The organism is Mannheimia sp., from assembly GCF_056854775.1.
Genome location: NZ_JBXGGI010000020.1, coordinates 16972 through 33371, shown reverse-complemented (window position 1 = coordinate 33371; position 16400 = coordinate 16972). Strand labels below are relative to the sequence as shown.

General features: G+C 39.9%; 25 protein-coding genes. 6 read left to right on the top strand and 19 right to left on the bottom strand.

Annotated elements, in window-relative coordinates:
• Positions 1-262: 262 nt before the first annotated feature.
• The 5 genes from tig to cysE all read left to right on the top strand — a co-directional run bounded on the left by tig (position 263) and on the right by cysE (position 4558).
• Positions 263-1561 carry a trigger factor gene (tig, locus tag ACJHV0_RS01995; RefSeq protein WP_025342178.1) on the top strand — a complete coding sequence of 433 codons (1299 nt, stop codon included), beginning with the start codon at positions 263-265 and terminating at the stop codon, positions 1559-1561.
• A 90-nt stretch (positions 1562-1651) separates the two neighbouring features.
• Positions 1652-2104 carry a rhodanese-like domain-containing protein gene (locus tag ACJHV0_RS01990; RefSeq protein ID WP_283386416.1) on the top strand — a complete coding sequence of 151 codons (453 nt, stop codon included), beginning with the start codon at positions 1652-1654 and terminating at the stop codon, positions 2102-2104.
• Positions 2105-2125: 21 nt separating this feature from the next.
• Positions 2126-2629 carry a protein-export chaperone SecB gene (gene secB, locus ACJHV0_RS01985; RefSeq protein WP_483133250.1) on the top strand — a complete coding sequence of 168 codons (504 nt, stop codon included), beginning with the start codon at positions 2126-2128 and terminating at the stop codon, positions 2627-2629.
• Positions 2630-2724: 95 nt separating this feature from the next.
• On the top strand, positions 2725-3735 hold the full coding sequence (gene gpsA / locus ACJHV0_RS01980) for an NAD(P)H-dependent glycerol-3-phosphate dehydrogenase (RefSeq protein ID WP_025235281.1): 1011 nt from the start codon (positions 2725-2727) through the stop codon (positions 3733-3735).
• Position 3736: 1 nt separating this feature from the next.
• Positions 3737-4558, top strand: coding sequence for a serine O-acetyltransferase (gene cysE, locus ACJHV0_RS01975; RefSeq protein ID WP_283386414.1), 822 nt, complete (start codon positions 3737-3739; stop codon positions 4556-4558).
• Between the two features lie 462 nt (positions 4559-5020).
• Here the strand turns inward: cysE and ACJHV0_RS01970 are convergent, their stop codons facing one another.
• The 7 genes from ACJHV0_RS01970 to ACJHV0_RS01940 all read right to left on the bottom strand — a co-directional run bounded on the left by ACJHV0_RS01970 (position 5021) and on the right by ACJHV0_RS01940 (position 9016).
• Positions 5021-5380: a helix-turn-helix domain-containing protein gene (locus ACJHV0_RS01970; RefSeq protein ID WP_483133249.1), complete on the bottom strand. Its 360-nt coding sequence runs from the start codon at positions 5378-5380 to the stop codon at positions 5021-5023.
• Between the two features lie 10 nt (positions 5381-5390).
• The gene (locus ACJHV0_RS01965; RefSeq protein WP_483133248.1) at positions 5391-5690 is read right to left on the bottom strand and encodes a type II toxin-antitoxin system HigB family toxin; all 300 of its coding nucleotides are present in this window, start codon (positions 5688-5690) and stop codon (positions 5391-5393) included.
• Positions 5691-5811: 121 nt separating this feature from the next.
• On the bottom strand, positions 5812-7575 hold the full coding sequence (locus tag ACJHV0_RS01960) for a DNA primase family protein (RefSeq protein WP_483133247.1): 1764 nt from the start codon (positions 7573-7575) through the stop codon (positions 5812-5814).
• Positions 7568-7831, bottom strand: a complete 264-nt coding sequence (locus tag ACJHV0_RS01955; protein WP_483133246.1) for a hypothetical protein — start codon at positions 7829-7831, stop codon at positions 7568-7570. The genes ACJHV0_RS01960 and ACJHV0_RS01955 overlap by 8 nt, the downstream gene beginning before the upstream one ends.
• Complete coding sequence (locus tag ACJHV0_RS01950) at positions 7824-8207, bottom strand: hypothetical protein (protein ID WP_483133245.1); 384 nt, start codon at positions 8205-8207, stop codon at positions 7824-7826. Before ACJHV0_RS01950 ends, ACJHV0_RS01955 begins: the two co-directional genes overlap by 8 nt.
• Positions 8200-8397, bottom strand: a complete 198-nt coding sequence (locus tag ACJHV0_RS01945; protein ID WP_483133244.1) for a hypothetical protein — start codon at positions 8395-8397, stop codon at positions 8200-8202. The genes ACJHV0_RS01950 and ACJHV0_RS01945 overlap by 8 nt, the downstream gene beginning before the upstream one ends.
• Entirely contained in the window at positions 8390-9016 is a 627-nt protein-coding gene (locus ACJHV0_RS01940) for an ash family protein (protein ID WP_483133243.1), read from the bottom strand. Before ACJHV0_RS01940 ends, ACJHV0_RS01945 begins: the two co-directional genes overlap by 8 nt.
• A gap of 133 nt (positions 9017-9149) precedes the next feature.
• Here ACJHV0_RS01940 and ACJHV0_RS01935 point away from each other — a divergent pair, with 133 nt between their 5' ends.
• Positions 9150-9338 (top strand): hypothetical protein, encoded by a 189-nt coding sequence (locus ACJHV0_RS01935; RefSeq protein ID WP_483133242.1) that lies wholly within the window; start codon positions 9150-9152, stop codon positions 9336-9338.
• Positions 9339-9543: 205 nt separating this feature from the next.
• On the opposite strand, the gene ACJHV0_RS01930 is transcribed toward ACJHV0_RS01935, so the two are convergent.
• The 12 genes from ACJHV0_RS01930 to ACJHV0_RS01875 all read right to left on the bottom strand — a co-directional run bounded on the left by ACJHV0_RS01930 (position 9544) and on the right by ACJHV0_RS01875 (position 16250).
• Positions 9544-9834, bottom strand: a complete 291-nt coding sequence (locus ACJHV0_RS01930) for a terminase small subunit (RefSeq protein WP_483133241.1) — start codon at positions 9832-9834, stop codon at positions 9544-9546.
• 64 nt (positions 9835-9898) lie between these two features.
• Complete coding sequence (locus ACJHV0_RS01925) at positions 9899-10231, bottom strand: hypothetical protein (RefSeq protein WP_483133240.1); 333 nt, start codon at positions 10229-10231, stop codon at positions 9899-9901.
• A 21-nt stretch (positions 10232-10252) separates the two neighbouring features.
• Complete coding sequence (locus ACJHV0_RS01920; RefSeq protein WP_483133239.1) at positions 10253-10609, bottom strand: hypothetical protein; 357 nt, start codon at positions 10607-10609, stop codon at positions 10253-10255.
• Between the two features lie 5 nt (positions 10610-10614).
• Positions 10615-11034 carry a terminase small subunit gene (locus tag ACJHV0_RS01915; RefSeq protein ID WP_483133238.1) on the bottom strand — a complete coding sequence of 140 codons (420 nt, stop codon included), beginning with the start codon at positions 11032-11034 and terminating at the stop codon, positions 10615-10617.
• Positions 11031-11474 (bottom strand): hypothetical protein, encoded by a 444-nt coding sequence (locus ACJHV0_RS01910; protein ID WP_483133237.1) that lies wholly within the window; start codon positions 11472-11474, stop codon positions 11031-11033. The genes ACJHV0_RS01915 and ACJHV0_RS01910 overlap by 4 nt, the downstream gene beginning before the upstream one ends.
• 17 nt (positions 11475-11491) lie before the next feature.
• Positions 11492-11767, bottom strand: a complete 276-nt coding sequence (locus tag ACJHV0_RS01905) for a hypothetical protein (protein ID WP_483133236.1) — start codon at positions 11765-11767, stop codon at positions 11492-11494.
• Positions 11768-11778: 11 nt separating this feature from the next.
• Positions 11779-12516, bottom strand: coding sequence for an antA/AntB antirepressor family protein (locus ACJHV0_RS01900; RefSeq protein ID WP_483133235.1), 738 nt, complete (start codon positions 12514-12516; stop codon positions 11779-11781).
• Positions 12517-12527: 11 nt separating this feature from the next.
• The gene (locus ACJHV0_RS01895) at positions 12528-12764 is read right to left on the bottom strand and encodes a helix-turn-helix transcriptional regulator (protein ID WP_483133234.1); all 237 of its coding nucleotides are present in this window, start codon (positions 12762-12764) and stop codon (positions 12528-12530) included.
• A gap of 188 nt (positions 12765-12952) precedes the next feature.
• Positions 12953-13780, bottom strand: a complete 828-nt coding sequence (locus tag ACJHV0_RS01890) for a hypothetical protein (RefSeq protein ID WP_483133233.1) — start codon at positions 13778-13780, stop codon at positions 12953-12955.
• A gap of 439 nt (positions 13781-14219) precedes the next feature.
• Positions 14220-14387, bottom strand: a complete 168-nt coding sequence (locus tag ACJHV0_RS01885; protein ID WP_483133232.1) for a hypothetical protein — start codon at positions 14385-14387, stop codon at positions 14220-14222.
• 8 nt (positions 14388-14395) lie between these two features.
• Entirely contained in the window at positions 14396-14719 is a 324-nt protein-coding gene (locus tag ACJHV0_RS01880) for an addiction module antidote protein (protein ID WP_483133231.1), read from the bottom strand.
• Positions 14720-15023: 304 nt separating this feature from the next.
• Positions 15024-16250, bottom strand: coding sequence for an integrase arm-type DNA-binding domain-containing protein (locus ACJHV0_RS01875; protein WP_483133230.1), 1227 nt, complete (start codon positions 16248-16250; stop codon positions 15024-15026).
• Between the last annotated feature and the right edge of the window lie 150 nt (positions 16251-16400).

Below are 16400 nucleotides of genomic sequence, written 5' to 3'. Positions count from 1 at the left end.
TTGAGCATACAAATGCAGAAAAGGCAGGCTGAAAAGTCTGCCTTTTCGTTTTATGTTATGTTGTGCGATTTGCAAAATGTAGAGGAAAAAAGACCGCTTGTAGAAAGTAACATTTACAAACGGTTAAATTTTCTGATTTTTTTGCAGAAACAGTTCTATTTTCTCTACCTCTCAATGACTTTCTTCTCGACAGCTTCTCGATAGATCGCTACAATAGCCGTCTATTTGTATATCTTTTATATCCCTAAACCGAGGTTTAAGAATGTCATTTTCAATTGAAACATTAGAAGGCTTACAACGCCGTGTAACTATTAACGTACCAGCTGACAAAATCGAAGCAGCATACAAAGAACAATTAAAAGGCTATGCGAAAAACGCACGCGTAGATGGTTTCCGTAAAGGTAAAGTACCTCATTCAATCATCGAACAACGTTTCGGTATCGCAGCTCGTCAAGATGTATTATCTGATGAAATGCAACGTGCATTTTTTGAAGCAGTAATTGCAGAAAAAATTAATTTAGCCGGTCGCCCGACTTTCACACCAAACAACTACCAACCTGGTCAAGATTTCAGCTTCACTGCAACTTTTGAAGTATTCCCGGAAGTAGAATTAAAAGGTTTCGAAAACATTGAAGTAGAAAAACCGGTTGTTGAAATCGCTGATGCTGATTTAGACAAAATGGTGGATGTGTTACGTAAACAACAAGCAACTTGGACAGAAAGCCAAGAAGCAGCAAAAGCTGAATCACGTGTAACTATTGATTTCGTTGGTTCTGTAGATGGCGAAGAGTTTGAAGGTGGTAAAGCATCTGACTTCGTATTATTTATGGGGCAAGGTCGTATGATCCCAGGCTTTGAAGATGGTATCGTAGGTCGCAAAGCAGGTGAGCAATTTGATATTGATGTAACTTTCCCGGAAGAATATCACGCTGAAAACTTAAAAGGTAAAGCAGCAAAATTTGCAATTACCTTGAAAAAAGTAGAAGAAATGGTATTGCCTGAATTAACAGAAGAGTTTGTGAAAAAATTCGGTAATGCAAAATCAGTTGAAGAATTACGTGCAGAAATCAAGAAAAATATGCAACGTGAGCTGAAAAATGCAGTAACTTCACGCGTTAAAACACAAGTAATCAATGGCTTAATCGCACAAAACGATGTTGAAGTGCCTGCTGCTGCAGTTGAAGAAGAAGTGAACGTGTTACGCCAACAAGCAGTTCAACGTTTCGGTGGTAAACCGGAAATGGCAGCACAATTACCGGCTGAGTTGTTTGAAGCAGAAGCGAAACGTCGTGTTCAAGTAGGTTTATTACTTTCTTCAGTAATCGCATCTAACGAATTGAAAGTAGATGAAAAACGTGTTGAAGATATGATTGCAGATATCGCATCAGCTTACGAACAACCGGCAGAAGTAGTTGCTCACTATGCGAAAAATCGTCAATTAACGGAAAATATTCGTAATGTTGTGTTAGAAGAGCAAGCTGTTGATGCAGTATTAGCGAAAGCGAAAGTAACTGAAAAAGCAATGTCATTTGACGAAGTAATGTCGCAACAAGCTCAATAATTTCCTTAAGGTGGGCTTATGTCCACCTTTTATTGCTTTTACAAGCGGTCAAAAAAGCCGCTTATTTTTCAATTTTAAGGGAATTAAATTATGGAACAGCTTACTTTTGCTCAGCAGTTACAGCAATTTTTCGCAAACCATACTATTATGGTGTTTGCGTGGGTAGCTTTATTTGTTGCAGTAATTTTCAGTTTTTATAAAAACGCAACCCGTAAATATACTATTGTGGATAACGCACAAGCCACTCAGCTTATTAATAAAGAAGACGCTGTGGTGATTGATTTACGTTCGGACGAAGAGTTCCGTGCAGGTCATATTATTGATAGTATTCACGTTTTACCTTCAGAATTAAAAGCAGGCAAAACGCATCAAATTGACAAATATAAAGATCGCCCTGTAATTTTAGTCGATATTAATGGTTTTACTTCAGGCGGTGTTGCTGATGCTATTGCTAAACAAGGTTTTAGCAAGCTTTATGTATTGAAAGAAGGTATTGCAGGCTGGCGTGCAGCAAGCCTACCAACAGTTAAGAAACATAAATAATCTATTTATTAAGGAAATTTTATGTCAGAAGAAAATCAAGTCTCTTCAACAGAAGAAGTTGCTCAAACTCCTTTCGAGCTTCAAATTCAACGTATTTATGTGAAAGATGTTTCATTTGAAGCTCCTAATTTGCCGACTATTTTCCATCAAGAGTGGAAGCCACAATTAGGTTTTGAACTTGATACTGAAACCAAAGAGATTGGCGAAGATTTATACGAAGTAACATTACATATCACAGTTCAAACTACGTTAGAAGATAGTGGTGATGTGGCATTTATTTGTGAGGTAAAACAAGCAGGCGTGTTTACCATTAAAGGCTTAGAAGGTATTCAGCTTGCTCACTGCTTAGCATCGCAATGTCCGAATGTACTTTACCCTTATGCACGTGAGTTAATTTCAAGCCTGGTAAATCGCGGTACATTCCCTGCGTTAAATCTTTCTCCGGTAAATTTTGATGCGTTATTTATGGACTACCTCCAGCGTCAAGAACAAGAAGAGAGTGCAGAGCAGCCATTAGCTAACTAAGCATTTCAGAGAAATAGGTATGCACTGCATACCTATTTTTTTATCTACAAGCGGTTGTTTTTAATGATTTTTTTGCAAATGATTTGAGAAGATATATGAGAGAAGTTTATTCCGCACCAATCGCCGTATTAGGAGCAGGCTCTTACGGTACGGCACTAGCAATTGCCCTTTCTCGCAATGGTCATAAAACCTATTTATGGGGGCATAATCCGGCAAAAATGGCAGAGCTTGCTAAGGCTCGAATGAATCAAGACTTTTTGCCGGATATTGTTTTTCCTGAGGCGTTGGAAGTGGTTTCAGATTTATCAACAGCATTGCAAAATGTTAAAGATTTGCTCATTGTTGTGCCGAGCCACGTATTCTCTGATGTCTTAGTGCAGATTAAGCCTCTTTTATCTAAAGATCATCGTATTATGTGGGCAACTAAAGGGCTTGAGCGAGATACCGGGCGGTTATTGCAAACAGTAACGCAAGAAATTTTGGGAGACTCTTACCCACTAGCGGTGCTTTCTGGTCCAACTTTTGCAAAAGAACTTGCTGCAGGTTTACCAACCGCTATTTCACTTGCCTCTACCGATCCTGTATTTGCTGATGAAATGCAACAACGTATTCACTGTTCAAAGGCTTTTCGTGTTTACCTCAACAATGATATTGTCGGCGTGCAACTAGGCGGAGCAATTAAAAATGTGATTGCGATTGGTGCCGGTATTTCAGATGGAATGGGCTTTGGGGCAAATGCACGCACCGCCTTAATTACTCGTGGGCTTGCTGAAATTAGCCGTTTGGGAGTATCACTCGGGGCTGATCCAAAAACCTTCACCGGAATGGCAGGTTTAGGAGATTTAGTGCTAACCTGCACCGATAACCAATCCCGTAATCGTCGTTTTGGCTTAGCCTTGGGGCAAGGGAAATCGCCTGAAATTGCTATTCAAGAAATCGGGCAAGTCGTAGAAGGTTTTTACAATACGAAAGAAGCCTACTTGCTCGCTCAAAAACAAGGTGTTGAAATGCCGATAGTGGAGCAGATCTACCAAATGTTATTTGAGGGAAAAAATGCTCTAGATGTAGTTAAAACATTATTAGGACGTGAGCGAAAGGGAGAATAATATGCAGCAAAACGAAATTGATCAGATTTGGCAATCTATTAGAGAAGAAGCAAAAGAGCTTGCCAACAGTGAACCAATGCTGGCGAGTTTTTTCCACGCAACCATCTTAAAGCATCATAATTTAGGCGATGCATTAAGCTATATTCTAGCCAATAAGCTAGAAAATCCGATTATGCCAGCTATTGCACTAAAAGAGATTATAGAAGAAGCTTACCGTGCAGAGCCTCAAATTATTGCAAGTGCTGCCTGCGATATTAATGCGGTTCGCACACGAGACCCTGCGGTAGATAAATGGAGTACTCCACTGCTTTATCTAAAAGGTTTTCACGCACTACAAAGCTACCGAGTAACTCATTATCTATGGAATCAAGGCAGAAAAGCCCTCGCGGTTTACTTACAAAACGAAATTTCGGTTGCTTTTGATGTAGATATTCACCCAGCCGCCAAAGTAGGCTGTGGCATTATGTTTGACCACGCAACAGGCATTGTGGTGGGAGAAACTTCAGTGATTGAAAATGATGTCTCTATTCTACAAGGCGTAACACTAGGTGGAACAGGCAAAGAAAATGGCGATCGCCATCCGAAAATCCGAGAAGGGGTGATGATTGGTGCGGGGGCGAAAATTCTCGGCAATATTGAAATCGGACGCTATTCCAAAATCGGGGCAAATTCAGTGGTACTACAACCTGTTCCGGAACACGCTACCGCGGCAGGAGTACCGGCACGCATTATCGGTAAATCCTCAGAACAAAAACCGGCATTTGATATGAACCAATATTTTGAAGATGAGAACAGTGTTACTGGCTACGGTGATGGAATTTAGCGAGCAGCGCTGGGGTCATCTGAATTGAGTGTCATCAAGCCTTGATAAATAAGGATTTTTGTTAATTCAAATTTTATTTGTACTCCTAAATATACTCCTAAAATTCAAAGTGCCTCACTAAATAGATTATTTTGTAATCGGTGATATGTAGCTTATTTTACCTTTGCCATTCTTTTTTCAAAGTTTAGAAAAATAGTTTTGAAAAAAATATCACCATTATCACCAAAAATAGGCTTGAAGTATTGATATATAAGGCTTTGTAGAGTGGTGATGTTTTGGTGAAGTTGGTGATAAATGGTGATTTTAGGTGATGTTTTGGTGAGGTTGTGGCGATAGTGGTGGGGCAAAGTGATAAGCGATAAACAAGTTATTTAAATCGCTTTTAGTGGTGTTGTGGCTAAGGGCAAAAAGCCGTCAATCTTCATCAACGGCTTTTGGGTGGGGGTTGTGGCAGGTGGTTTACTATACTTGAATTAGCACATCTGCACCTATGCCTAGCTTGCTGTGAATTTGGCGGATCATATTTAACGTGAGCGGTCGGGTCTTGTTAAAAATCTCATACACTCGGTTAGGCTTGCCTATAATACCGTCTAAATCTTTAATCTCTAGCCCTTGCTGTTCCATTCTGAATTTAATTGCCTCTATGGGGTCGGGTAGTGCGATATGATGATGTTTGCTCTCATAATTTTCAATGAGGCTAATCATCACATCAAAATAATCTAGCTCATCATCGGTTAGTTCTTCTTCACGGTCAAATAGTGGCTCTATTGCCTTTAGTGCCTGTTTGTAGTCTTGTTCTGTTCTAATCGGTGTAATATTCATTTCTTGCCCCCTATAATTCTATTTCATCTGCATTGATACGGTCATATTCTGCGTGAGTGCCTATAAATTTGATATAAACCGCACCTAATCTAAATGCCACCGCCACAATTAGTCTGTGGTCGTTGCCTTTGATATTAAATACCACTCGCCTATTTTTGAGGATGCTCGCATTTTTATATTGTGCCTTAATATCGTGAGCCGTTAGCCAATTTGCCTTCTTCACCTCCGCCACCCACGCTTTCAAAGGTTGCTCGGTTTCGGGGTGCTTGATGTAGTAGTCTATTAATGTTGAAGTTGAGATGATTCTCATAATTTCCTCTGCTTGCGATAAGTTATATTTTAATCCCGTTTTGGGATTAGGCAAGTGATATTTCTAATAGGCAATAAAAAGCCTAGCATATTTCAGCTAGGCTTATGATATGGCGGTAGGGCTAACCGTCTCGCCATTCGTCCATAGTGCTTTGGTAGTCTTTATAAGAGATGTTTAACGTTTTATTTCCTGTTTTCATTACTTCAATAATCTGTGCTTGTTCTCCGCTTGCTTTTAGGGCTTCAGGGAATGCCCTTTTAAAGTGTTGGAGTGATAACGGCTTTTGTCCGATACAATCACAAAAGAATAGATAGGCTTTATAGAGTGCTTTACTTTCATTTAGTGATGTTCTCGTTGAACCCCATCGCATAGAGATTGGCTTGCTATTGTCTATCTTGAAATGTGTAGCAAAACTGATTAAGTGATTACTCTCTCGTTGCATTTCTATCGCTTCGCCTTGCTTTTGGTGTGATAGCAATGCTTCTCTTGCCTGTTCGGGGTTTGGGAAAGTGTTTAGCAAGCGGTGAATAATACCGTAAATTTCCCCTTTGACCTTTTCAATGAAATCATCATCACGTACATCATCAGGAATTTTACGCCCAAAGTAGAAAGTAACCTTGCGTCTTAAGTGTCCGCTGTTTTGGTTGCCGTCTCTGCTATCCGTAAACGTGATAACGTTGTTTGTAGCGTACATAAAAATGATTTTAGGGTAGTAGTCTATGCCTTGTTTGTATAGCAATCTAACGCCGACTGCTTCGCCTCCTGTTGCTCGTTTCAATCCATCTGCATTTCCGCAGTAGTATGGCTGTTCAGGTGATAGCACAAGCGATTTACCGATAATCTTTGCTAACTCGGTTTGTTCATCAAATCCGCCGATATCAAGAATAGTGGTATTGCCTCGCCCATTAATCACTTTGGCGATTTCACCAAAGATTGATTTACCTGCACCGGCTACACCCACTACCTCAAAATAGAGTTGCCATTTATGGCGGTTAGTTAAGACTGCGTATAACGCCCCTAATAGGGCTTCTCGCTTGTTTGAGTTGCCATTAGAGGCAAAGTCTAACCATTGCTCAAAGTACGGTGTATCGGTGCTATTTGGGTTTATTTCGTAGTCCTCAACCTCTCGTAAATAATCCTCTTTTGTGATGGCGGTAAATTCTCCTGTATGCTTGTTTAGCTTACCATTCGCAAACCCGATTATATCGGGCGAACCGTCAGGCATTTGGGGGATTTTACGCTCTACCAGTTTAGCTAGGCTTGTAATTTTTCGGTCTGAAAAATCAATATCCGCTTCTTCAAAAAATGCCATTATCTGCCGTTCAAGCATTTCATTATCGAGTGCTTGCCAGTAAATGCCGTTGTAAAGGTAGTTTATGCCTAACTTAGTGTCTCGGGCTAGTGGTTGTGGTTGCCATTTCAGAAAGGCGTGTAATAGCTCCTTTTGTGTTGGGTTATCGGATATGCTTATATCGCTTTCCGCTTTCACTCTTCCGCCATCTTTCCCCTTTTCCACACGCAATCGGGCGATATACTCGCTCGCATTTTCTTCAAGCTGTAGGGCCTCATCATAGAATACTACCGTTTCAGCCGTGGAGTATTTGGCGAGGTTTTGGCAGATAGCCGATTTCTCGGCTTCTGTGAGTGTTCCTGCTCGATAGATTGAGGTTGTTCCTACCTCTACCGCCAACTTCAAGCGGTCGATTTCTCGCAATTCTTTACCACCTAGAATGATAGGTTGATAGTCGCTTTCTGATTTCGTCCACTCTAGCACGGTTTGCTTTTTGGTTTTATCCCACGCATTGCTACCGGCTATGATGTAGGCTTCGTATGGTTTGCCTTTCGGTTGCTTGTTTACGTTCGGGGCGTTCTTGAGTTTAGTCATTCTTGCCCTCCTTGCCGCCACACCCTAAAAAGGCTTTCCGGTTATGTGTATGTAGCCGTTCAGCCGTGTCTTTGGCATTTTCTATAAGGGTTTGAGCAGTCCATAGCATACCGCTAACAACATCATTACTTACTGAAAACTCGTTATTCTCGCCTAAATCAACGCTTAAGTAGTTAATAACGGCTTCTACCTGTAACAGGTGTTGATCTAACTCATTAACAAGGTCTAAGTAGTCTGTTTTGTCTGAGTTACGCATACATCACCCCCTGCTGTTCGTTCTCTCTGTCAATATCAATGATGATTTGCTTGTAAAGCTCGGTTTCATCGAATTTCACTACACTAAATAAAAAATCAGGGTAAATGGCTGCGTAGTGCTGTTTTGCTTCTTCCATTGCAACATAAAAGCGAGAGCCAGTAGCTAAAATGATTTCAGGTGTGCCAATGCCTTTGCGTGCCACTAGCGTGTAGTCAGTCGGATCAATCTTTCCAATCTCTCCGCCAAAAGGGCTGAATTTTAGAAATTGCTTTGCGTGCTTTTTGGTTCTACAAAAGCATTGCACCGTAGGAAAAGCATAGCCATCACCTAAATCAAGGTTAGCAGTAACGATATACATCTCAAGGTAATTACGCATCTTTGCCCCCTGTTAAGTCTTGAATTTCGCTAACAGTTTCAGCAAGAGATTTTGAAACAAGGTCTAGACTGCCTTGAAACTCGCCATCTCCAACATCTCCAATGCTTACCTTGCTTAGTAGAGTGAGTATTGAAACAGTATCCCATAGCTTGCCGATAGCTTCATTTAAATTTGGCTTAGGTTTAGACATATTGCACCCCCTCCGCCATAGTTGAAACAGAAAGTACGGCAAATAAACGGCTGATTTTAGCTTGTGCTTGTTCTACGCTATCGGCTTTAACTTTTAGCGTATAGTGTGGAAATGATGTAAAAGGTTTTTGGGTTTTGCGTAGGTCTAAACGGCTTACGGCTTTGAATAGATAAATCATCGCTGATAGCTCCAAGTATAAATTTTGAGGGGCTACCGCTAAACTTCTGAGGGTTTGGGCGGTAACGTGTAACGGGCTCAGAAACTGCGATACTTGGAACACAGCAAAGGGCGAACCTTTCCCATTACACGCTACCATAGAGAGAAATTCACTCTCCCCAAATTTGGGGAAATGGTTTTCTTTAGGTGTGCGTGTGCCACGAACAAAAAAAGCACGGTTAAAAGGCGTGCTACTGTCCGCCAAGTATAAATCGTTCGAGTTCTGAGGCTCGGCAGCCGATTTTGCGACTGCGAGGGCATAATAGCCTAAAATGGAGGATTTTAGCAACTTGCTAATAGGTGAAAGATTTTCATCTTTATTGCTTAAAAGATGAATTTCATTGCGTGAGCAGATTTTAGATGCACCTATGGCGGTGTATGGTGTAGAATTGTAGTCAGTCATTGACTTACTCCGTTTTAGTAAGTGGATGATTAGAGCCTCTGCTAGTGCTGGTAACACTTCAGAGGCTTGCTTATTTGTAAATGTGTGCGTATTATGTATTGACACATAAATAATATAAAATGGAGAAAATAAGGTGTCAATACACAATGATAAAAAATCCTCCCGTAGAGGTAATCCGCCATTCCAATTTAGATTAGATCCGGAATTACGCAAGGCGATAGAATTAGCTGTTGAGCAAGACGGAGATGGGAATATATCAGCTTGGATTAAGCGGCTGATTAGGAAAGAGCTATCCTCTCGTGGCATAGAGCCTAAAGGGTAGTCTTTAAAGTTAATTGAAAAATTTTCATTATTTATTAAATTATAATGAACAAAATCACTATTTATTCTATAATCTGTTTCATAAGTTTTCATTTTCGATACCTTGTTTTACCCCTAGTTGTGTATGGCTAGGGGTTTTTGTTTGACTGAATTAGTAAAAGTTTGCCTGTTTTGGATAAAATCGACAGAATAAAAGTCAACTTTTATCAGGGATCGTTTTTTAAGTTATTGCTTTCTAACCATTCCGCCATTAGTGAACCTTTTCTAAATTTCGGCAAGTATTCGCCTCTTGCCTTGCGTGCTTTGACTAGCTGTTTCAGCCGATTAAATACCCTGTAATCATTCATCATTTCGCTTGCCCTTGCTCGCATTGAATGCGGTTTCATTGAGCCGGTATTCACTGCTTGATAGGCTTTTAGAATGTTGCCGCATTTCAGGTAAGCTATACAAAAGGCTTCTTGTTTTTCGGTTAAGGTTTCCGTTCTTATTTTTGGCATTGTGATTTCCTCTGTAATGTTTCCCCTAGAATTTCGGGAATTCCCTACTTTTTAGGGAATATTGCTACACATCAAAACGGTTTAAAATCTGCTGTGCTTGTTCGTTTGTGATAGCGATTTCTCCTCTTAGCCCTGCCTTATGATTTAGCCAGTCAATCACCTTTTGGGCTATGTGGCGGTCGGGAAGTTGGTAACGTGTGTAATATTTGCCGTTATCCGATATTGTGTTGTTATGCCATAGCTTTAACCCTGTTTCATTCTCAAATTGGCTGATATAGGTTCTTGGGCTAACAATGAAATGCTTAAACGTGCATTCGAGTTCAGACGTGCCATTCTCATTTAAAGCAACCTCTAACATCACTTTTTCGCCGTTGGTTTGTGTATGGTGTTTCTTCATTTTCCTGCCTTAATGTAGTGTTTAGTCCGCTTGTTTAATCGGCTTGTAGGGTGTCGGCTCAAATTCGCCTTTGTCCACGTTGGCAACGTGTAAAGCCGTGTCTTCAAGCTGTTTGATTAAATACTTAGCTCCATTTCTGAACGCTTTAAATTGCGTGTTTTGGTCGCTTGTTAGCGTGCTGGTTGCTTTCAATTCTGTTAATAGCACTAAGCCCATTTTCAATCGGTCGGCTAGTTCGGTGCATTCTTCCGCCAGCACTTTTTTGAAGTGATAGCAGTCGGGGAAATCGTGCTTACAACGCTCAACCGCAATTTTATTCAAGGCAAAAAGGCGGTTGGTTTGTGGGTAGGTTTTAAAGTTTGGTTTTAGGGTTTTCATTATGTTTATCCTGTTATCTGTGGCTCGGGTTCATCTGTAAAAATAATATTGATTTTTGATGGTAGCTCTCGCAAATCGGCTTTTACCTCGTGAAGCTGTTTATCAAACCCTAGAATTTTTGCTTTACCCATTGTCGCTTGTGCCATTGCAGCCGGGTTCTCTTTGGCTTTAGCCAGTGTTCTAGCTTCTTCAAGCTCTCTTAAAAGGTCATCAACGGTTAAATTATGGCGTTGTTTGTGTTCATTTTGTAACTCATCAACCCTTGATCTAATCTTGATCTTATCCAATTCTTTTTTAGCTAATCTATTAACACTCTCATTTGCCATTTTTGAACAATCATAACTCTTCCTATAGGCCTCGCTCGCATTGCCGGTTTCAATATAGGTAAGGCAAAAAGCCTCTTGTTTTGGTGTGAGTTCTGTCATTCTTTCCCCTCCTCCATTCGTTTTTCAGCAAAGATATAATCAACTTCTTTTCGAGAGTCTTTACTCATCATCACCTTAGTGATTTCATTGCCGTGCCGGTCAATAAATGGATTTGTTCGCTGTGGGTAGGGGAGTTTGTCGATTTCGCTCAATAAGTCATCATTCACTAATAAAGGCGTTGCCGTTAGTTGTTGATGATAGGCAATAACCGCTAGGGCTTCTAAAAAGCCTGTTGCCCCTGCCATTTCAATATTGATATGATCTTCAAGGTCAAGAGAAAGCACGCCAATAAAAAATGGGTTGCCGTTATCGTGGTGAAGTCGCTCAATGCGGATATGCGGAAAATCTAAAAAGCTCAATGTTGCTTTGATAGGCTCATTCATTAGGGCAGTAATACCCGGTAAATTTAATTCGTGCTTTAAGGTGTTTTTTGTTTTCATTTTGTTTAATTCTCCATTCAGTCCGCCACTTTTCGCAGTTGGGCGAGTTGTTTTCTTAAAATACCTAGTGTGATTAAATCGTTTTCTATTGGCATTACCTCGTATTGCTTCTCTAGTGCCTCTATTCGCTTGCCTAGCATTGTTAAAAGCTCGGGCAATGGGTAAGGCTCATTATCTGAATACAGGCTTAAAAACGTGAATAATGGCGTTTTATTGCCTTTGTTGTTTTCTAGATAATGGCGAATAGCTAACCGCATTAAAACGGGGTTTTGTTTTGCTATAATGCACCGCATTATTTGCCTCGTTACTTCTGATTAAATTTAACTGCTAACATCTCAGCGAGCTTGCTCTTGCGTTGCTGATAATCGGATATTCCCATATCAAGCAACAAACTATCGGCTTGCTCTAGATATTCCAGTTTGAGCAACTGCTCGATATTAAGAGCGTTTCTTGTATCGCCTATGATGTTGTGAGCCTGTCGCCAGTGATGAACATTCATACCTAGTAACACTTCCATCAGCATTTTTGCTTCATTGGTGTAGTGGAATTTGCTTGTTGCTTTACCTGCTCTTTTTCTCGCTTGTTCAAGTGCGTTACACATTCGCTTGAATGGGGTTTTTACTGCTTCTCGGTCTTTATGCCATTGTTGGCGGTATTGAATAACATCATTGGGGGCAAGTTGTGATAGTCGTTCTTCGCATTGAATAAAGTATCTTCTAGCTAATTTCCCTTGCTCGTTTCGCTCTAACATAGCTAATTCTTTAGCCATTGATACGGTCAGCAAATACTCATTGCGTTTACTTGCACCTCTAACGCCTTGTTTACGATTCATAATTTTATGAAACGTAAAATAATCCTTATTTTTCTCAAAGAACCCTGCTTCAATCGCTTTTACAATCCAGTCCGCAAAGTGCTGTTTGCTTTCTAAGAATTGCCATAATTGGCGACCATCAACTAATTGCTTGATTTCTCCTTGATGTTGTTGCGTAACAATCGGTAAGAATTCGGTTAATTGAGTGGCTGAATAATTTTCTGCTGTCATTGGCAACCTCCCTATACTGTTCTGCTATTCGCTAGTGATTGAATAAAGGCGTTGATTTCGCTCTCTAAATAGCCCACTGAATTTGCCCCTAGTTGGATTTTCTTCGGGAAGTCTGGGCGGTAGCGTTTCGATTTCGGGTTCTGCCAGTCTTGGAAAGTGGTTTTGCCTACACCTAACTTTTGGCGAGCGGTTAATGGGCGGATAATGCGTACATCATCAGCTAAGTGTGTGATAGTGCTTTCGGTCATTGATATTCCCCTATGCTGTTAAATTGAAATGCTTAAACCGTGAAAGGGTTTAGGCGGTTGCGGTAGGGATTTTAAGAAATGAAAAGTTGTTCAGGGGAAGAGTGAACTATTGAACAGTGTTCATTGAACAAATGAACTGTTGTTGAACGGTTTAAATAAAAAAACCCGCCATAATTAGCGGATTTTGATTAGTGTTGTCCTAAATATTTCTTGATTGTATTTTTAGATGGGATTGCCTCGTGTGGATATTTATGACTTAGCATTGTATGAAGTTCACTATAGGTTGGTATTTTACCGTCTTTCATAAACTCACTTTTTTGGATAATTAGCTCAATAAAATGGGCTAATTTATCTTGATCAGTTTTAGGTGGTATTGTTCCTTCATATTCTTTGATTTCGCTTGTTTGTAATGATTGTGTTTGGTTACTTTTTGTATTCTCTAATGAGTTATGAAAATTAATACGTTCAATAAACTTGCTATTTTGTATTTTAATTTCAGTTATTAAATCGGCTAGTTGTCTAGATTGTACAAGTAAAGAACTCTTGAGGAGCTCGATTTTGTTCTCAAAGAAAATAGTACTTGGTGGATATGTGTCAGATGAAAAATTTACTACTTCGGAATTTTCCTTATCAATAATTCCTATTGCTTGAAAAATAACTGTGTCATCCAAAAATAAACTTTCAGTTATGATGATTTTATATATTCCTTTAGCATAAAATTCACCATTAATACACTCCATTACGGAGTCATCACTTGAATAAATAGTATATTCAACGCTATTATTATCTTGTATTCCATCTAAGCGAGTGAGTGAGGAATTAATTTTTAATTCACTGCTATATGTTTGAAATTGATTGTTATCTACATATTTAACTCTTATTGCCAGCTCAATTCGTTCGTCTAATGCGAGATCAATAATATCGTTTTCTGTTACTTGATTTTCATCGAATAAATTAAAATGCTTATTGATAAATTTAGCACACTCGTTAAGTGTTAGCCAATGCTTAAAAAACATAAAACGCCCCTTTGCGTAGCCCTTTGTTGTAAGAGCGTGGAAAGAGAAATAAAGGGCTTTCTCCTTTCGTTTTGGTAGCTACTCCGCCACTATCCACGCCAATTTGAATAAATCCGTATAGTTACGGATTGAACTTGATAGGCTGTATTTTGCCAATTATTCAGATAAATTACAAATGATAAACTGTACTTTATTACAGTGATTTAAAATAGGCTAAGGGTAGGTTTTTGAACGTTATAAAAAAGAGCATTCAAGCGGTCATTTTTTATTGGAGTTTTGCGAAAATGTGTACCGATTACGCACCGTTGGCGGATACATATCAGGGTAATTCCGGGAGCAGTACGCGCGCGAGGCTCAAATAAAAAGCCGCCAATCATCAGATCAACGGCTCATTTTTAAAGTCGGGCAATTTGTTCAAATACCTGTGGTGATTGTTCCACTAATCGCAAAAGGATAGTTGCCTGTGGGTTTGGGGTGCTTTTACCTCATCAGCTGAAATCTGGAACGGTTCAGGGCGTTCTAGCGTTTCAGTGCGTAGTGTTCGCTTGCCCTCTAAATGCTCCTTAACTTCGGTTAGGCTTGCCATTAAGTCATCGTAAAAGCTCATTGTTACCCTTAAAAATTTTTAACCTGCGGAATAAGCACTAAATTGAAAGCCCCTAAAATCTTTTGAATGGTGTCAAATCGTGGCTTGCTACCTTTGGCTAGGGTTTTATATAGACTTTCACGACCTAGCCCTGTTTGCTTCGCAAGTTCCGCCATTCCTCTAGCTCTTGCTATATCGTTTAAGGCTTCTAGAAATTCGTCTTGATCGCCCTCTTTTAATACTTCGGCTAAATAGGCTTGAATAGTTTCCTCGTCTGTTAGAAATTCCGCTACATCAAAAGGGCGTAAGCCGTGTTTATCTGCCATTTCTTCGTTAATTTGTACTGCTTCCATTACTGCCCTCTTAAATTTGCCTATAAAAGTATCCTATTAGATACACATTATCAAGCCTTACCCTCAATTTAGGTGATATTTTGGTGAAGTTGGTGATATTTAGGTGATGTTTTTTTGAAAATATCACCACACCTAAAACCTTGATATATAAGGCTTTATCTTGATTTAGGTGATAAAGGTGATATTTTTTCTAAAAGTTTGGTTGTAAAAATATATATAGAAGAACGGCAATAAAAAAGCCGTCAGGCGATAACCTAACGGCATTACAAGCGGTCATATTTTGCGTAAAATTTACTAAGTTTTACTAAGCTACTTTTAAATGATACTGTGGCAAGCTACCTTGTGAACATTCCTCTACAAAATCCGCCCATACTTGGAGCAGTTTAAAACGTTGTTCTAGGCGTTCGCCCCTGTCATAAGCCGCCTTTACTCTGTCGCTGTTTATATGAGATAGAGCCACTTCGATTAAATCACTGTTATATCCTTTCTCATTGAGATAAGTAGAGGCAATAGACCGCAAGCCGTGAGCTACTAATTTGCCTTTGTAGCCCATTCGTTTGATCGCACCGTTAGCGGTTTGCGTATTGACGTGCGTTTGTGGGTTCTTCACACTGGGGAATAAATACACCTTACCGCCACTTAGTTTCTTAATTTCTCGCAAGAGGGCGATTGTTTGCCGTGATAATGTGATTTTATGCTCAATCCCTCGTTTCATATTTTCCGCCGGTATCGTCCACAGTTTCGCACGTTCGTCTATATCCGCCCATTTCGCCTTAGCCGCTTCGTTAGGGCGTGTCATTGTGAGTAACTGCCACAGAATTAAATAGCGTGTCTGTAGATGAATTTGGGCGTTCTGTAGCGTGTATAAGAACTCGCCTAAATCTTCAGGCTTGATTGTCTTAAAATGCTCTACCGTTGGGCTGTCGAACTCTTTCGCAATGTTGGCGGTGGGGTTAGCCGGTATCATTTCACGGTGGACCGCAAACGTCATTATCTCGTTATGCTTTTGAATTGTCCGTTTTAACTTCTCTAGCTTGCCCTCGTCTTGATAGCGTTTAAAGGCTTTAATCGCCATCGGTGCGGTTATGTGCGTGATAGGTATTTTCCCAAAGTGGGGGAGTAGGTTATTTTTGATTAAGGAGATTACATCTTTTTGATAATTGTCTGAAAAGTTTTTCTTTACCTTGCGATGTTCGAACCACGCCCACGCCACATTCTCATAAATGTTATTAAGCTCATTTGTTTTAGCTTGTTCTTGTTGTTGGCGATAGGTTTGAGGATCGATATTCTGAGCTAGTAACGCTCTATATTCCTCTCGAATTTCCCTCGCCTGTGCTAAAGACACATCAGGATAAGCCCCAATACTCAAATCATTACGCTTTTTAGTGAATGGTCTCTCATATCTAAACCGCCAAAGTTTGGAATTTTGAGTAATAACCAGCAATAAGCCGTTGCCATCTCTCAATGGGCTATCTTCGGGCTTCGCTTTTCTTATCTGTGTGTCATTCAAAGGTATGATTTTTCTCGCCATAGTAAGCCTTTAGGAGTATAAGAACCAACGTTTAGGAGTATGGATTTTGTTTAGGAGTATAAAACTAAAAGCGATAAAGCCTTATCTAGTCAGGCTTTAACGTGATTTTAGGAGTACGAAAATTTATAAGTGTTTGCTCGTACTCCTAAA

What these genes read in the sequence shown, in the direction of transcription:
- tig (WP_025342178.1), top strand. Translation starts at nt 263, where the DNA reads ATGTCATTTTCAATTGAAACATTAGAAGGCTTACAACGCCGTGTAACT.
- ACJHV0_RS01990 (WP_283386416.1), top strand. Translation starts at nt 1,652, where the DNA reads ATGGAACAGCTTACTTTTGCTCAGCAGTTACAGCAATTTTTCGCAAAC.
- secB (WP_483133250.1), top strand. Translation starts at nt 2,126, where the DNA reads ATGTCAGAAGAAAATCAAGTCTCTTCAACAGAAGAAGTTGCTCAAACT.
- gpsA (WP_025235281.1), top strand. Translation starts at nt 2,725, where the DNA reads ATGAGAGAAGTTTATTCCGCACCAATCGCCGTATTAGGAGCAGGCTCT.
- cysE (WP_283386414.1), top strand. Translation starts at nt 3,737, where the DNA reads ATGCAGCAAAACGAAATTGATCAGATTTGGCAATCTATTAGAGAAGAA.
- ACJHV0_RS01970 (WP_483133249.1), bottom strand. Translation starts at nt 5,380, where the DNA reads ATGAATATTACACCGATTAGAACAGAACAAGACTACAAACAGGCACTA.
- ACJHV0_RS01965 (WP_483133248.1), bottom strand. Translation starts at nt 5,690, where the DNA reads ATGAGAATCATCTCAACTTCAACATTAATAGACTACTACATCAAGCAC.
- ACJHV0_RS01960 (WP_483133247.1), bottom strand. Translation starts at nt 7,575, where the DNA reads ATGACTAAACTCAAGAACGCCCCGAACGTAAACAAGCAACCGAAAGGC.
- ACJHV0_RS01955 (WP_483133246.1), bottom strand. Translation starts at nt 7,831, where the DNA reads ATGCGTAACTCAGACAAAACAGACTACTTAGACCTTGTTAATGAGTTA.
- ACJHV0_RS01950 (WP_483133245.1), bottom strand. Translation starts at nt 8,207, where the DNA reads ATGCGTAATTACCTTGAGATGTATATCGTTACTGCTAACCTTGATTTA.
- ACJHV0_RS01945 (WP_483133244.1), bottom strand. Translation starts at nt 8,397, where the DNA reads ATGTCTAAACCTAAGCCAAATTTAAATGAAGCTATCGGCAAGCTATGG.
- ACJHV0_RS01940 (WP_483133243.1), bottom strand. Translation starts at nt 9,016, where the DNA reads ATGACTGACTACAATTCTACACCATACACCGCCATAGGTGCATCTAAA.
- ACJHV0_RS01930 (WP_483133241.1), bottom strand. Translation starts at nt 9,834, where the DNA reads ATGCCAAAAATAAGAACGGAAACCTTAACCGAAAAACAAGAAGCCTTT.
- ACJHV0_RS01925 (WP_483133240.1), bottom strand. Translation starts at nt 10,231, where the DNA reads ATGAAGAAACACCATACACAAACCAACGGCGAAAAAGTGATGTTAGAG.
- ACJHV0_RS01920 (WP_483133239.1), bottom strand. Translation starts at nt 10,609, where the DNA reads ATGAAAACCCTAAAACCAAACTTTAAAACCTACCCACAAACCAACCGC.
- ACJHV0_RS01915 (WP_483133238.1), bottom strand. Translation starts at nt 11,034, where the DNA reads ATGACAGAACTCACACCAAAACAAGAGGCTTTTTGCCTTACCTATATT.
- ACJHV0_RS01910 (WP_483133237.1), bottom strand. Translation starts at nt 11,474, where the DNA reads ATGAAAACAAAAAACACCTTAAAGCACGAATTAAATTTACCGGGTATT.
- ACJHV0_RS01905 (WP_483133236.1), bottom strand. Translation starts at nt 11,767, where the DNA reads ATGCGGTGCATTATAGCAAAACAAAACCCCGTTTTAATGCGGTTAGCT.
- ACJHV0_RS01900 (WP_483133235.1), bottom strand. Translation starts at nt 12,516, where the DNA reads ATGACAGCAGAAAATTATTCAGCCACTCAATTAACCGAATTCTTACCG.
- ACJHV0_RS01895 (WP_483133234.1), bottom strand. Translation starts at nt 12,764, where the DNA reads ATGACCGAAAGCACTATCACACACTTAGCTGATGATGTACGCATTATC.
- ACJHV0_RS01890 (WP_483133233.1), bottom strand. Translation starts at nt 13,780, where the DNA reads ATGTTTTTTAAGCATTGGCTAACACTTAACGAGTGTGCTAAATTTATC.
- ACJHV0_RS01885 (WP_483133232.1), bottom strand. Translation starts at nt 14,387, where the DNA reads ATGAGCTTTTACGATGACTTAATGGCAAGCCTAACCGAAGTTAAGGAG.
- ACJHV0_RS01880 (WP_483133231.1), bottom strand. Translation starts at nt 14,719, where the DNA reads ATGGAAGCAGTACAAATTAACGAAGAAATGGCAGATAAACACGGCTTA.
- ACJHV0_RS01875 (WP_483133230.1), bottom strand. Translation starts at nt 16,250, where the DNA reads ATGGCGAGAAAAATCATACCTTTGAATGACACACAGATAAGAAAAGCG.